The following is a 14,474-nucleotide window of genomic DNA, read 5'->3' as shown; positions in this document are numbered from 1 at the left end:
GAAACTTCCCTCCCATTTTTATCGTACAAGAAAGTAGTACATTGTTGCAATTTTTCTTTTTTGAAATTAATAATAGAACATACACATGATGAAGAAAGAGTGAGCAAAATGGGAGAATTTATTTCGCTATTATTCCTGCTTGGTGTTGTAGGGGCTGTCGTTGGTGCAGCGACGAACTATATGGCAATCAAAATGCTGTTTAGACCGTATAGGCCAATCTATTTTAAAAAATGGAAGCTGCCGTTAACGCCGGGTCTGATCCCGAAACGCCGTGGAGATTTGGCGATTCAGTTAGGGAAAACCGTTTCGGAATATTTACTGACACCCGAAACAATTAAGAAGAAGTTTTTATCAAAGGAAATACGCGAAAATGTATTAACCTTTGCACAAAATAAAGTGACACAAGAAATATTTACTAACGAAAAAACAATTAATGATTGGGTTCGTTTGGCGGGTTTTACACAATTACCGCAAACAGTGGAAGGGAAAGTGGATGAACTTATTCACGTACAGTTCCATAAAGTAAAAAATACGTTATCAACTAAATCGATTCGTGAACTGTTACCGAATGATTTGGAGCCTGTACTGGACCAGAAAATCGATGAGGCTGTCGTTCAGATACTGCAAAAGGGTGAAGATTATTTTCTGTCGCCGGAAGGTACGATGACAATCAAAAATATGCTGGATGACTTCTTGTCGACAAAAGGTTCATTTGGCGGAATGATTCAAATGTTTTTGGGAGACTCGACATCCCTTGTTGATAAAGTACAGCGGGAGCTTATAAAGTTTTTAAAAGCTCCCGGAACAGCTGCACTTTTACAACGAATATTTACTACAGAATGGGAGAAAATTAAAAATCGCCCGGCCATGGACTTTATGAATGACGTAAATTTTGATACGATTGAAACGAGTATCCAGAGCTATGCAAAAAATGCACTTGCTTTGGAGGCACGCCTGGATAAAACGATTAATGACTATTGGCCACAAGGAATAGACTGGGCTGCAAATGATCTGCTACCTAAAATGATGGATAAAACATTCATTGCAGCAGAAGGAAAAATCGAAGACGTACTGAAGCGATTGAATTTAGCGGAAGTCGTTCGAGAGCAGGTTGATTCTTTCCCTATCGCCAAATTAGAAGAACTTGTACTAGGCATTATTAGTAAAGAGCTGAAGTTAATCACGTGGCTGGGCGGCATAATTGGTGGTCTTGTCGGGATCATTCAAGCGTTAATCGTCTTTTTGACGAACTAAAAAGAGAAAGTAGGAATATTACATGATTAATATTTACGAAGATATTAATAAACTTGAAGCAACATTCCGCAAGACTGATGAGTTTCAAAATTTAAAGAATGCAGTGGAAACTGTACGTGCAGATGAGGAAGCGAAAGTATTATTCACAAACTTCCGCGATGTTCAATTAAAAATGCAGGCAAAACAAAATGCCGGTGAAGAAATTACAGAAGAAGAATACGTATTCTTACAAAAAACAGCACAGCTGGCACAGCAAAATGCTAAAATTATTGGTATGCTGGAAGCGGAAATGGCATTAAGTGAGGTCATTCAAGAAGTAAACCGCATTATTACACAACCAATTCAAGCTTTATACGACGGACTATAAGATCCAGGGGGGTCACACTATTGTGTGGCTCCTTTTAATTTTGATGATATTGAGGGGCAATTATTCCAATTAAATTTACTAACAATAAACATGTTTTTTTTCTTCTACCTTAATATTTGTTACAATGAGATAGATTTTTTATTTATTATAATAAGAAGGTAGAGAATAACATGAAAACGATTCATATTAATGAGCAATTCAAGGAAGACTGGACACGTGTTCTTAATCATATAGCCAATTTATTTTACGAGGATTCCGTTATTCAAATCGGGCAGGACGGGTCGGATATGTCGATTGAATTCAATAAGTCTATCGATGAAAATTTTACGATTTCCACATTTGCCAAGCTGAAAGTGGATGGCCAGGAATATACGAGCGACTATTCGATTAAATATTCAACAGAAGGAACGGAAAAAGAGCAAAATATCCGAATGAAGCGTGCATTGTCACATGTCATGCTTGATGTACTTGAACAATATTCCGGTATGACTCAGCAGTGGGGGATTTTAACAGGAGTCCGTCCGACAAAGCTTTATCATAAATATCGTAAAGCCGGTATGAACGATGAACAAATTGCCGCGGTACTAAAAGAAGATTACCGGATTTCGGATCAGAAAATCGCATTAATGAAAGCGATTGTTGAGCGACAACTTACGGTGATTCCCGATCTGGACGAGCTTGGAAAGGAAATTTCAATTTATATTGGGGTTCCGTTTTGTCCGACAATGTGTGCGTATTGTACATTCCCGGCCTATGCCATCCAATCAAATCGTAAGGCAGGACGTGTAGAGAAATTTATCGATGGCCTGCATATTGAGCTGCGTGAAATGGGCAAGTGGCTGACAGAAAAAAATATGCGCATTACTTCGATTTACTGGGGCGGAGGAACACCGACTTCAATCGAGGCACATGAGATGGATGCATTATATAAAACAATGTTCGATGCTTTCCCGAACCCAGAGACCATTCGTGAAATTACGGTTGAAGCAGGGCGCCCGGATACAATTACTCCTGAGAAAATAGAAGTATTGAAAAAATGGGGTATTGACCGCATTTCCGTTAACCCGCAAAGCTATACGCAAGAAACATTAAAAGCAATTGGGCGCCACCATACGGTTGAAGAAACAGTGGAGAAGTTTTGGCTATCACGCAATTCCGGTATGAATAATATCAATATGGATTTGATTATCGGCTTGCCGAACGAAGGTATTGAAGAATTCGAGCATTCATTGGCGGAATCAGCAAAAATGCAGCCTGAAAGTTTAACGGTGCATACACTCAGCTTCAAGCGCGCATCGGAAATGACACGAAACAAAGATAAGTATAAAGTAGCCGACCGTGATACGGTAGGGAAAATGATGCAGATGGCAACAGAATGGACAGCTGAAAACGGCTATGTTCCATATTACTTATACCGCCAGAAAAATATTTTAGGAAACTTGGAAAACGTCGGGTATTGTAAACCGGAAGAAGAATCGATCTACAATATTGTCATTATGGAAGAAGTACAGACAATTTTAGGGATTGGCTGCGGCGCTTCCTCGAAGTTCGTACATCCAACGACCGGCAAAATTACACAGTTCCACAACCCGAAAGATCCAGCAGCATATATCCTGACATTTGAAGAATCAATCGCCAAGAAAATCGCCATTTTAGATGAGCTTTATTCTTAATTGATGATCTTTAATATTTGATTGAAAAAGCTTATTAAAAAAACGGATATTTTATAAAATTGATTGGAATGAAGGGCGACTCCTGCGGGAATAGCGTGACGCCTGAGACTAGGAACAAAAGCTAAGAACGCCACGTCCTGTGGCAACGCTTTTGTGACCAACATCCTGTTGGCCTCACGCCCGCGGAAAGCGTCCCGGAATGGAAATCAATTTTTACGCACAGCGAAAAAGAGCCATTTTTCTCATAGAGGAAAATGGCTCTTTTGGTTAAGTCGCTGCTTTTTTCTGCGAAGGGGAGATTTTTATAATGAGATCAACTTGTGTAAACTAGTAAGAGAGTAAAAGAAAAGGATTTGTTGCAATGAAAAAAATAATAGGATTGTTACTATTCACGTTACTAATCGTAGCGGGATGCACGGAAACAACCGAAACATACGAAGAGCCACTAAAAGAAATGGCCGTCCACTTTATTGATGTAGGACAGGGGGATTCCATTTTCATCGAAGCGCCAAACGGGAAAACGATGCTGATTGACGGAGGCGTAAAGGGTGCCGGTAAGGAAGTTGTCGCCTATTTAAAAGCACAGGGAGTCAACCGGTTGGATTATGTAGTCGCTACACACCCGGATGCCGATCATATTGGTGGCCTGATTTCAGTGCTGAATTCCATTTCTATTAAGGAATTTATCGATTCCGGAAAAGTACATACGTCTCAAACATATGAAGAAATGCTAAGCCTCATTCAAGCTAAAAATATTAAGTTTACGATTCCTGAAGCAGGTGATGAAATTCAGCTTGAAGACAATCTTATTATAGAAGTACTTGCGGCAGACGAAACGGCTTCTGATAATAATGACGCTTCAATCGTACTGCGCGCGGAATACCAGAACATTTCGTTTTTATTAATGGGAGATGCCGACCATGGGGTAGAGCAGGAGCTTTTACAAAAAGGCAACGATGTACAGGCAACAATTTTAAAAGCAGGTCATCACGGATCGAATACTAGCAGCTTGCCTGAATTTGTAGAAGCAGTGAGCCCGCTTGCAACAATATTAAGCTATGGACAGGACAATAAATACGGTCATCCGCATGCAGAAGTAATCGATATATTGCAAAAAGCAAACAGTGAAATATATAGTACTGCAGAAGCCGGAACGATTGTGATTACAACAGATGGGGTAACATATGACATAGATGCACAGCAGTGGACAGGTGTCGGGGCAACGAGTTCAATACCGTTACCAGCTTCAATAAAGAGCGGTGAAGTGGAGCTTATCAGCAAAGATGTGCATGAAGAAATTGTTGTCATCCAGAATAGCAGTAATCAAGCAGTTAATTTGGAAGGCTGGAAACTGAAATCCGTTGAAGGCGATCAAGTATTTAGTTTCCCGAATATTAGTTTGGCGCCAGGGAAAAAGCTTTCGATTACGAGTGGTCCCAATGCAAAAACAGGTACGGCTACACTGGAATGGTCGAAAAGGCAAATATGGCTAAACAGCGGTGATGCAGCCCAACTAGTCAATACGAAAGGGGAGATTGTAAGTGAACTACAATAAGTATACGCTGGACCGATTTGATGGAGAATATGCGATTTTTTTAAAACGCCCGAACGAAACGGAGCAGCTCCTTATCCATCATACCGAAATTCCTTCGGAGCTAAAAGAAGGAGATATTGTTCATATTAAGGATGATGGTTTTGACTATAAGATTGAGTTACTGAAAGAAGAAACTGAAAATCAAAAAACACGTGTCAACAATCTATTGCAACAATTAAAAAACAAGGAATGACGGGGCTTTTATCGTTTAATTCCAAATATCATTGAAAAGTTAGAAAAATCTAAAATTATCGGAAATTGTACGTCTTACTATGGTAAAATATATGGGTACATATATTAATTTTAGGAGCGTAAAAATGGCTATCAAAACAATTATTTTCGATTTAGATGATACTTTATTATTTGATCAACATTCAGTGAAAACGGCATTTGAAAAGACATGTGACTATGCAGCGACTAAAAAAAACGTCGACGCTCAAGCATTGGAAGAAGCGGTAAGATCGGCAGCGCGCAGTCTATATGAAAGTTATCCTACATATGACTATACGGTTTTAATCGGAATTAACCCATTTGAAGGTCTCTGGGGAACATTTGATGATCCGACACCGCAATTTCAGCAGATGAAAGAAATTGTGCCTGCCTATCGGGCTGAAGCTTGGACAAAAGGTTTAGCGGCAGAGGGAATTGAAGATGCAGCATTAGGCGCAGAACTTGGAGAGCGTTTTGTAGAAGAACGTAAAAAAGCACCGTTTTTCTATGAAGACACATTTGCCGTATTGGATGAATTAAAAGGGAAATACGAGCTTGTGTTATTAACGAACGGTGCACCAAGCTTACAAAATTTAAAGTTGGAGATTACGCCGGAAATTGTCCCGTATTTTGACCATATCATTATTTCAGGTGATTTTGGTAAGGGGAAACCGGATGCTTCAATCTTTGAATTTGTAATGGAAAAAGCGCAGGTTTCTAAAGATGAAGCCATCATGGTCGGCGATAATTTAATGACCGATATTTTAGGATCATCGCGTGTCGGTATGCGCAATGTTTGGATTAACCGCGAAAGTAAACCGCACAATCCGGAAATTGTCCCGACATATGAAGTAACATCACTTACTGAATTTTTACAGTTAGTGAAAACATTATAATCCAGCAGACGCACTTTACTTTAAGTAAGTGCGTTTTTCTGTTAAAAGAATGAATTTTCTAAAAATTCGTGCTATAATAAGTGTATGAAAGGGATGAAAGAGGTTTTTTCCATGGTAAATAATAATACTTGTCGCTGTGAAAGCTGCGGCCGTACAAACAGATCAGTTCAGATTAATCCGATAACGATTGACCATCATACAGCATACCTTTGTTTGGCATGTGAACATGTGCTTCATTTACCGGAAAACAAAAACCGTTTCTTCAGCCTTGTACGCAGCAAAAACAGAAAACAAGCCAATCCCGATATGCAAAGAGCACACCGAATACTGTCGGCATTTATTGCAGTTGGTGTTTTATTTTTCGTTGCGATTGCAGCATTCGGGGTAGCGAAAAGCACGGACATTGTGACATTGCCGCTGATTGAAGCTGACTCCATGCTGATAAATGAGTACTTAACCTTTTTACAATTAAAAGAATATCAATAAGTTAGGGACCTGTTGAACCATTCACCAGGTCCTTTTATTTATTTTCCTAACAGATCGGAAACGGTCACAAATTCATAGCCCTGTTTTTGGAGCATAGCGAGAACTTCATCCAATGCATCGGCCGTTGCCTGATGAATATCATGCATTAATATGATACTGCCATTTTTTGCACGTTCCTTCACTGCCAGCACCGTTTTTTTCGGGTCACGGTGCTTCCAGTCAAGTGTATCAATTGTCCACAGTACGTTCGGAACAGTCAATTGGTCAGTAATCGTTTTATCATAGCTTCCGTATGGCGGGCGGAAGACAGTTGCCTGATGGCCGATTGTCGATTTAATAATTGTATCGGCAGACTGGATTTGCTGCTTTATTTTTTCGGGTTTCAGTTTCGTCAGCTTTTCATGATTAAATGTATGATTGCCGATTTCATGGCCGGCGTTATGCACTTCCTTTAAGATTTCGGGATGTTCCTTTACCTCTTGCCCAACAACAAAGAAAGTCGCCTTTGCCTCATACTTCTCTAAAGTTTTTAAAATTTGCCTCGTCACTTTCGGATGGGGGCCATCATCGAAGGTTAAGGCGATTTTCTTATCGGCTGCTTGTTTAGGAATAACAGGTTTTACGGGTTCTTCTTTTTCAGCAGGCGGTGTGATAAGCCCGTTCGTCAGCACGTAGCCTGACAATTTTTCTGTCGTGACAAATGCCCAACCTTTAATATTTGTAAGCATTTTAACGGGGCTGTTTTTACGTAGCACACCAATTTCCGTACTCGAAGAACTGGCGATTTCCCTTACAACGATGTCGGCTGAATCTTTGATGAACATCGCTTTTGAAATGGGTTTCACAAGTGCCTGTTTATTTACAAAACCGGCAAGCTGGCCATATTTTATAAAAACAAAGTCGGCAGTTGCAGACCCGTAAAGCTCTACAATTGTATTTAAATGGAGTTTTCCTTTAATCTCGCTCTGTGGTGTATTCGTCACAAACACAGATGGCTCTTCTTTTGCTTGTACGAGCATATATTGAGGGTTTGCAGGTTTTAAATAGTTACTTGGAATAGAACCGATCACCGTTTTGTATTGAATTTCAGTCCATTCGTCTGCTTCCGATAATACGATTACAGGCGATTCTTTTGTCAGTGGAACCAGTTTCTGCTGTATTTCATCGTATATTTCGGTATCGATTGTTGTGATTTTAATTGTGGCAGAAGAAGGGACAGCTGCATGGACATGTTCGTTATTTACTATGGAAATACCAACGAAGCAAAAAACAATTAATAAGAAATAAAGTATTTTTCTCAACTAAACTCTCCTTTTAATGAAAAGTGAGCGAATAGAGTGAACGGGTGGTGGGAATGGGGTAGAGGTCTTCACTTTCGCCAAGTTTTATGTAAGATTTTATCCAATCGAAGTTACAAAGAATAAGAGATAAAATCGTCCTTTAAACTTATGTATGCGAAGCGGAAATATGTTAAAACAAAAAACTACTGATGAAAGAAATTTTCTTTCATCAGTAGTAGAAATAATTAAAGTGAAATGGCTTTTACTTCATCAATGTTTTCAAGTTGTGCGACAAAGATTAAATCTTCAGTTGTTACTTCGTTATCCACGACAAGCATCATGACTGCAGAGCCGCCGATTTGATCGCGACCAACCTGCATTGTTGCGATATTGATATCTTTTTCAGCCAGCTTAGTCGCTACACGGCCGATTGAACCTGGCTTATCTTGGTTTTTAATGTAAAGCAGGTTGCCGTTAGGAATAACATCCACTACGAAACCTTCCACTTTAACGATGCGGGCACCCAGACCATTTAATAACGTACCGGCTACAGTATGTTTTTCTGTTTCTGTCACGATTTCAACTGTAATTAAATTTGTGAACCCTTTTGCAGTTGTTGTTTTATGCTCATTGATCTGAATGCCGATACGCTCTGCCAAGTAACGAGCGTTCACATCATTTACGTGTGAGCCGTGGTTTGTAGAAAGCAGACCTTTAATGGCATTGGCTGTTAATGGACGTACATCAAAGTTAGCGACTTCACCCGCATAAGAAATATTCAATTGTTTGATGCTTTCTTCTGTAACCTGGATTAAAAACTTGCCGAGCTTTTCGGCCAATGCGAAGAACGGTTCTACTTCAGCCAGCTTTTCTTTCGGAATAGACGGCATGTTTACCGGATTTGTTACAGTACCTGTTTTAAAGAATTTGATAATATCGTTTGATACATCGACTGCTACTGATTCCTGTGCTTCTACTGTAGATGCTCCTAAGTGAGGTGTTGCAATCACTTGTGGCAATGTTAACAGTTTATGGTCTGTTGCAGGCTCTTGTACGAATACATCCAGTGCTGCACCGGCTACTTTGCCTTCAACAATTGCATCGTATAGATCGTCTTCGTTAATGATTCCGCCGCGGGCACAGTTGATAATACGCACCCCGTTTTTCATAATGGCAAAGCGCTCTTTGTTAATGATGTTGCGCGTTTCAGGTAAAAGTGGTGTATGAACCGTTACAAAGTCTGCAGCTGCACAAACTTCGTCGACAGTACCTTTTGTAATACCTAATTCTTTTGCACGTTCTTCAGTTAAAAACGGGTCATAGGCGATTACGTCCATACGTTGACCTTTTGCACGGTAAGCCACTTCGGCACCGATACGGCCCATCCCGATTACACCTAATGTTTTGTTTTTAAGTTCAACCCCAACATAAGACTTACGATCCCATTTACCGTTTTTTAGAGTGTTGAAAGCTTGTGGGATAAAGCGGGCAAGAGATGTCATCATTGCGATTGTATGCTCAGCCGCAGAGTTCGTGTTCCCGTCTGGAGCGTTTACAACAATAATTCCGTACTCTGTTGCGGCATTTAAATCGATGTTATCAACACCTACACCGGCACGTCCGATTAACTTCAAGTTTTTAGCAGCTTCAATAACTTCGCGTGTAACAGTTGTTTGTGAGCGGACAAGTAATACATCCACATCCGCAATTCGTGCTATTAATTGTTCAGGTGTTAACCCTGTATCAACGATGATATTTAAATTTAATTCTGTTTCTTGACGCAGCGGGAAAATACCATCATCGCTCAGTGGATCTGCAATAAATACGTTGATTGTTTTTGTCGCCTTTTCGATTAATTGTGTTGCTGTCATAATAATCTCTCCTTAAATTTTACTATTATTTTTAAATAACTATACAAAAAAAGCCTTCCGTCCCTTACGAATAACGTAAGGGGCGAAAGGCATTCTATAAACAAATCGCGGTACCACCCTTATTCGTTGCCGACTATTTGAAAAAATAGTCATACAACCTTATCAATATGCGTAACGTGCATGGGACGGAATAACTTACTTTGGATTTTCGGCTATTCTATTCAAGAGTGGAACTCATTTAGCGTATACACTGGTTTACACCGACCACCAGCTCTCTTTGCTATACAGAACTAAACAGTATGTCTCTATCACAATAGTTTGTCGTTTTTAAATTTGATAACATCATAAACCCGATTGTTCATCTTTGTCAACGAAATTTTCAAAATTAATAAATAATTAGTGGATTAATCAGCAGATATCGGTTCGTTTTACGAACGGTATTTAGTTAATCTGAATATAATGTTCGTAATTCGCTAAAACTATGAAAGCGCTAACGATGTTGATTTATAGGGATTTGTTTGAATTTACTGAAAAGTTGCGACCCGTAGCATTTATCGGAAAAATAATGATTTACTATTTCGCTAAAATTTTGCCTTAATTTAAAGTTTCGATGCTTTAAAGAAAAAATAATTAGAAGGGGAAATAAGAAATACCACGAAATTGTATAACATATGCACTGACAAAGGGGGAGTAGAAAATGCATTATGATGCAATCGTAATTGGAGCAGGGCTAGCAGGATTGACTGCGGTTTGTCAGCTCATAGATGCACGGAAAAAGGTATTGCTTGTTGATCAGGAGCCCGAAAATTCAATCGGAGGTCAGGCATTTTGGTCATTTGGAGGATTATTTCTAGTAGATACTCCTGAACAGAGAAGGTTGGGTATAAAAGACAGTAAGGAGCTTGCATGGCAGGATTGGCACGGCTCTGCAGGATTCGACCGGTTAGAGGATGAGGATTACTGGTCATATGAATGGGCAAAGGCCTATGTAGATTTTGCAGCGGGTGAAAAATATGATTGGCTAAAATCACAGGGGATTCAATTTTTCCCGGTTGTCGGCTGGGCAGAGCGTGGGGGTGCTTTAGCAGGCGGACACGGGAATTCGGTTCCCCGCTTTCATATCGTTTGGGGGACTGGCCCTGCGATTGCAGAGGCTTTTTCGAGTAAAGTATTGCAAGCTTCGGAAAGTGGTTTAATCGATTATTTGCCGCGCCACCAAGTCACAAACTTACTGACTGAAGACGGGGCGGTTACCGGCATCCAGGGAAATATTTTGGAAAATTGTATTATTCGCCGCGGAGAAGAAAGTTCAAGAGAAGTTATCGGAACATTTGAATATACCGCAGATGCAGTCGTAGTGGCAAGCGGTGGTATCGGAGCCAATTTGGAACTTGTCAAAGAAAATTGGCCGTCAAGACTGGGTCTTCCCCCGGAAAATATGGTGTCCGGGGTACCTGCATTTGTAGATGGGAAAATGCTTGAGATTACCGAGCGGGCAGGCGGGCGGATCGTCAATCGCGACCGGATGTGGCATTATACGGAAGGCTTGAAAAACTGGGATCCGATATGGAAAAACCATGGAATCCGTATACTGCCCGGACCGTCTTCGATGTGGTTTGATGCAACAGGAAACCGCTTTAAAGCCCCGAATTTTCCTGGGTTTGATACACTTAGCACTCTCGAAGCAATCCAAAAAACCGGCTATGATTATTCCTGGTTTATTTTGACGGAAAAAATAATCGAAAAAGAATTTGCATTATCCGGTTCAGAGCAAAATACGGATTTGACTAATAAAAGTATAAAAGATGTGCTGAAGCGTGTTTTGCCAGGGCCGCCTAAAGCCGTTCAGGCATTCAAAGAAAACGGGGAAGACTTTGTCATTGCGGATAGTTTAAAAGATTTAGTCGAAGGTATGAACAAACTGGCAGGCAATGACTTGCTAGATTTTATGCAAATTAAAGAGCAGATTTTAGCACGTGATCGTGAAATCGAAAATCCGTTTTCAAAGGATGCACAGATTAATGCATTGCACGGAGCGAGAAACTATGTCGGTGATAAATTGATCCGTGCAGCGAAGCCTCACAAAATTTTGGATCCGAAAGCAGGACCGTTAATTGCGGTACGCTTAAATATACTCACACGAAAAACATTAGGGGGATTACAAACTAATCTAAACGGGCAAGTACTAAATGATGAGGGCAACCCTGTTCAAGGACTTTTTGCGGCAGGAGAGGTCAGCGGTTTTGGCGGCGGTGGCGTACACGGTTACCGTTCACTGGAAGGGACATTTTTAGGAGGGTGCCTATTTACAGGTTTGCAGGTCGGTAAATATTTAGCAACTTTAAAGCCGGTACCGAACAAAGCAAAAGTAGTAGAAGTATGAAAATAAAGGAGATCGGCAGTTATTTGTCGAAATGAATGATTATTCATAAATAAGGGGTGCATACAATTGAACTTTGAAACAATTAAGCTGGAAATTGCGGAGCGAAAAGCAACATTAACATTAAATCGTCCGAGTGCTATGAATGCAATGGATTTTACGATGATGCGCGAGTTGGCGGACTGCTTTGAAGCGCTACATAATGAAAAGGATATTCAAATTCTTATCATTAGAGGGGAAGGGAGAGTCTTCTCTGCTGGCGGCGATGTAAAAATGATGGTTTCATCAGACGACTTTTCTGATTTTGGGACGATTATGGGAGACATTTCACGTTTAGTGAAGGCATATTATACACTTCCGATGATTACGATTGCACAAATTCATGGAGCTGCAGCCGGTTTAGGGTTTAGTCTGGCATTGGGAAGCGATTTCATTGTTGCGGAGCAATCGAGTAAATTAGCGATGAACTTTATCGGCATCGGTTTAGTTCCCGATGGTGCAGGACACTTCTTCATGAAGGAACGCCTCGGGACACCAAAAGCGAAGCAAATGATTTGGGAAGGAAAAGTGTTAAGCGGCGATGAAGCATTATCATTAGGGCTCATCGATTATAATGTGGAAGATGGTCAGGCATCAGTAACGGTCGATCAGCTTGTCGGCAAGCTGTTGGCATCACCGATTTTGGCGAAGATTGAAACAAAGCAGATTTTGCATAATGCGAACTTGCCTGTTTTAGAGCAAATATTGGAAGGCGAATCAGCAGGACAAGTGAAAATGCGCCAGACACAGGATCATCTGGAAGGGATTCAGGCGTTTGTCGGAAAGAGAATGCCACAATTTGAAGGAAAGTAAATAAATGACGGAGGAAGCCGCTGAAACAACGTCGGCTCCTCCTTTTTAGTTGGGCTTAAAAATAATTACTGTACAACATTACCGAATGCTTATATGATAGTGAAAGACGAAAAATGGAGGTAACTTCATGGACCAAATTTGGCTATCAAACAACCGGCGACAAATCGTACACAATGTGTATTGTCCCAATGTAAATGATGCGATTGCAATTTGCGAAATTGAACTGAAACAGCTGGATCAGGAACAGAGTAATTACTTGGAAGTTCCTTTCGAGCAATATCATGAAATACATGCATATTTTAATAATAGCGATATTATTAAGCAAGGTGCATTCACATATGAGCAGGTTCGTCACATATTAGATGCCGGAAATATCCATAATCTAGTGATTGATGAAAGAGGCTGTATTGATTTTAAGAAAGAAGTAATCGGCATGAGTACCGCAATTTCTTTCGCCCAAAGTAAGTGGAATGGTGCAGAACGGGGTACCGCAGTTGAAAATGCTGTACTGACAGGTTTAACAGTAATAGGAGAACCATTTGCAGAAGAAATAATCGAAAAGCAGATTGATAACCTGAATATCGTGGACCATATTGAGCTGGATGAAGGCATTGCAAGCGCAGTAAAGAAAAATGGTGCAAAAGCAGTGGTGAAGAGGATGGCTAGTACCGCCACGAAAAAGGCGATGTACAGCTCGGTTATTGCTAAAAAAGCCATCACATTACTCAATGCAAATGTTGTGACAGGAGCGATTGTCACGGGTGTCATGTCGAGCGTCGATATTGTTCGCACGATCAAAAAGCAGATGTCTCCGGCACAACTGTTTAAAAATATTTCCAAAACAGCGGCAAGTGTTGCAGGGAGTATTATCGGTTTGATCGTTGGTGGAGGAATCGGCTTATCAATTCCGAATGTAAGTACAACGGTCATTAGTTTAATTGGCGGGATCATCGGTCTTATTGTGGGCAGTATATTGACGACGACGCTTGTAAAAAAAGTGCTTGATCTATTTATAAAAGATGATGCAGTGAAAATGCTGGAAATATTTAATGAGGAGCTTGTCAATTTAGTAGAGCAGTATTTATTAAATGAAAAAGAACTCCAGCTCGTGTTAAGCGATTTTAATGAAATGTATAATATGCAGGAAGAGTTCCGGAAGATGTATGCAACAGAGGATCGTGTTGCCTATGCAAGAGCTATGATTGAAAAGGAATTAAATCGTATCGTACGGCTGCGCATGTATTTGCAAGTCCCAACAAATGAAGAACTGTATGACGCGATAAAACGTTTAGTATAAAAAAGAGGTGCCCTGAATTTTCAGGGCACCTTTCATTTAGCCCCGCACAGCGGGAGATAAACTACCGGTAAAAGCCGGGTTGAAGTTTCCACTATGTACGTTTAATTTTAAACGTGGAATAAAATTAATTTACCCGATGAGTTTACTAATCGGTGAGTTTTTTCAGCAATACCTTTTTCTTCGATTTGCTTTTGACCTTCGATTTTTGCAGCATCATCGTTTGCGAAATTCCACACTTCATCAAATAATGTTTCCCCAGTTTTTTCAAATGCAGTAAAACGATAATTCTCCATTTAAACCACCCTTTATAAGCA

General features: G+C 40.3%; 13 protein-coding genes and 1 other annotated feature. Of the genes, 10 read left to right on the top strand and 3 right to left on the bottom strand.

The window, feature by feature from the left end; translation table 11 throughout:
• Nucleotides 1-108: 108 nt before the first annotated feature.
• From MKZ25_RS16310 to MKZ25_RS16280, 7 genes are all read left to right on the top strand, one after another.
• Nucleotides 109-1,254: a DUF445 domain-containing protein gene (locus MKZ25_RS16310; protein ID WP_340802402.1), complete on the top strand. Its 1,146-nt coding sequence runs from the start codon at nt 109-111 to the stop codon at nt 1,252-1,254.
• Between the two features lie 22 nt (nt 1,255-1,276).
• The gene (locus tag MKZ25_RS16305; RefSeq protein WP_340802401.1) at nt 1,277-1,621 is read left to right on the top strand and encodes a YlbF family regulator; all 345 of its coding nucleotides are present in this window, start codon (nt 1,277-1,279) and stop codon (nt 1,619-1,621) included.
• Nucleotides 1,622-1,791: 170 nt separating this feature from the next.
• Entirely contained in the window at nt 1,792-3,294 is a 1,503-nt protein-coding gene (locus tag MKZ25_RS16300; protein ID WP_340802400.1) for a coproporphyrinogen III oxidase, read from the top strand.
• 361 nt (nt 3,295-3,655) lie between these two features.
• Nucleotides 3,656-4,849, top strand: a complete 1,194-nt coding sequence (locus tag MKZ25_RS16295; RefSeq protein WP_340802399.1) for an MBL fold metallo-hydrolase — start codon at nt 3,656-3,658, stop codon at nt 4,847-4,849.
• A complete protein-coding gene (locus tag MKZ25_RS16290; RefSeq protein ID WP_340802398.1) occupies nt 4,836-5,081 on the top strand; it encodes a DUF3006 domain-containing protein in 246 nt (81 codons plus the stop codon). Before MKZ25_RS16295 ends, MKZ25_RS16290 begins: the two co-directional genes overlap by 14 nt.
• Before the next feature lie 124 nt (nt 5,082-5,205).
• Nucleotides 5,206-5,994, top strand: a complete 789-nt coding sequence (locus MKZ25_RS16285; RefSeq protein WP_340802397.1) for an HAD family hydrolase — start codon at nt 5,206-5,208, stop codon at nt 5,992-5,994.
• Between the two features lie 111 nt (nt 5,995-6,105).
• Nucleotides 6,106-6,480, top strand: coding sequence for a DNA polymerase III subunit delta (locus tag MKZ25_RS16280; RefSeq protein ID WP_340802396.1), 375 nt, complete (start codon nt 6,106-6,108; stop codon nt 6,478-6,480).
• A 38-nt stretch (nt 6,481-6,518) separates the two neighbouring features.
• Here MKZ25_RS16280 and MKZ25_RS16275 read toward each other — a convergent pair whose 3' ends face one another.
• Both MKZ25_RS16275 and serA read right to left on the bottom strand, forming a co-directional pair.
• On the bottom strand, nt 6,519-7,781 hold the full coding sequence (locus MKZ25_RS16275; protein WP_340802395.1) for a polysaccharide deacetylase family protein: 1,263 nt from the start codon (nt 7,779-7,781) through the stop codon (nt 6,519-6,521).
• A 224-nt stretch (nt 7,782-8,005) separates the two neighbouring features.
• Nucleotides 8,006-9,631 (bottom strand): phosphoglycerate dehydrogenase, encoded by a 1,626-nt coding sequence (serA, locus tag MKZ25_RS16270; RefSeq protein WP_340802394.1) that lies wholly within the window; start codon nt 9,629-9,631, stop codon nt 8,006-8,008.
• 75 nt (nt 9,632-9,706) lie between these two features.
• Nucleotides 9,707-9,952: a binding site (T-box leader), on the bottom strand.
• Between the two features lie 376 nt (nt 9,953-10,328).
• On the opposite strand from serA, the gene MKZ25_RS16265 reads away from it, so the two are divergent.
• From MKZ25_RS16265 to MKZ25_RS16255, 3 genes are all read left to right on the top strand, one after another.
• Nucleotides 10,329-12,014: an FAD-binding dehydrogenase gene (locus tag MKZ25_RS16265; RefSeq protein WP_340802393.1), complete on the top strand. Its 1,686-nt coding sequence runs from the start codon at nt 10,329-10,331 to the stop codon at nt 12,012-12,014.
• 66 nt (nt 12,015-12,080) lie between these two features.
• Complete coding sequence (locus MKZ25_RS16260; RefSeq protein ID WP_340802392.1) at nt 12,081-12,863, top strand: enoyl-CoA hydratase; 783 nt, start codon at nt 12,081-12,083, stop codon at nt 12,861-12,863.
• Nucleotides 12,864-12,990: 127 nt separating this feature from the next.
• Nucleotides 12,991-14,160 carry a hypothetical protein gene (locus tag MKZ25_RS16255; protein WP_340802391.1) on the top strand — a complete coding sequence of 390 codons (1,170 nt, stop codon included), beginning with the start codon at nt 12,991-12,993 and terminating at the stop codon, nt 14,158-14,160.
• Between the two features lie 107 nt (nt 14,161-14,267).
• Here MKZ25_RS16255 and MKZ25_RS16250 read toward each other — a convergent pair whose 3' ends face one another.
• On the bottom strand, nt 14,268-14,453 hold the full coding sequence (locus tag MKZ25_RS16250) for a YhzD family protein (protein ID WP_008406474.1): 186 nt from the start codon (nt 14,451-14,453) through the stop codon (nt 14,268-14,270).
• Between the last annotated feature and the right edge of the window lie 21 nt (nt 14,454-14,474).

Origin of the sequence: Solibacillus sp. FSL W7-1464 (genome assembly GCF_038004425.1) — a bacterium.
Lineage (GTDB): Bacteria > Bacillota > Bacilli > Bacillales_A > Planococcaceae > Solibacillus.
Note: the sequence above shows the minus strand (reverse complement) of the source record. Positions and strands in the feature narration are given on the sequence as shown.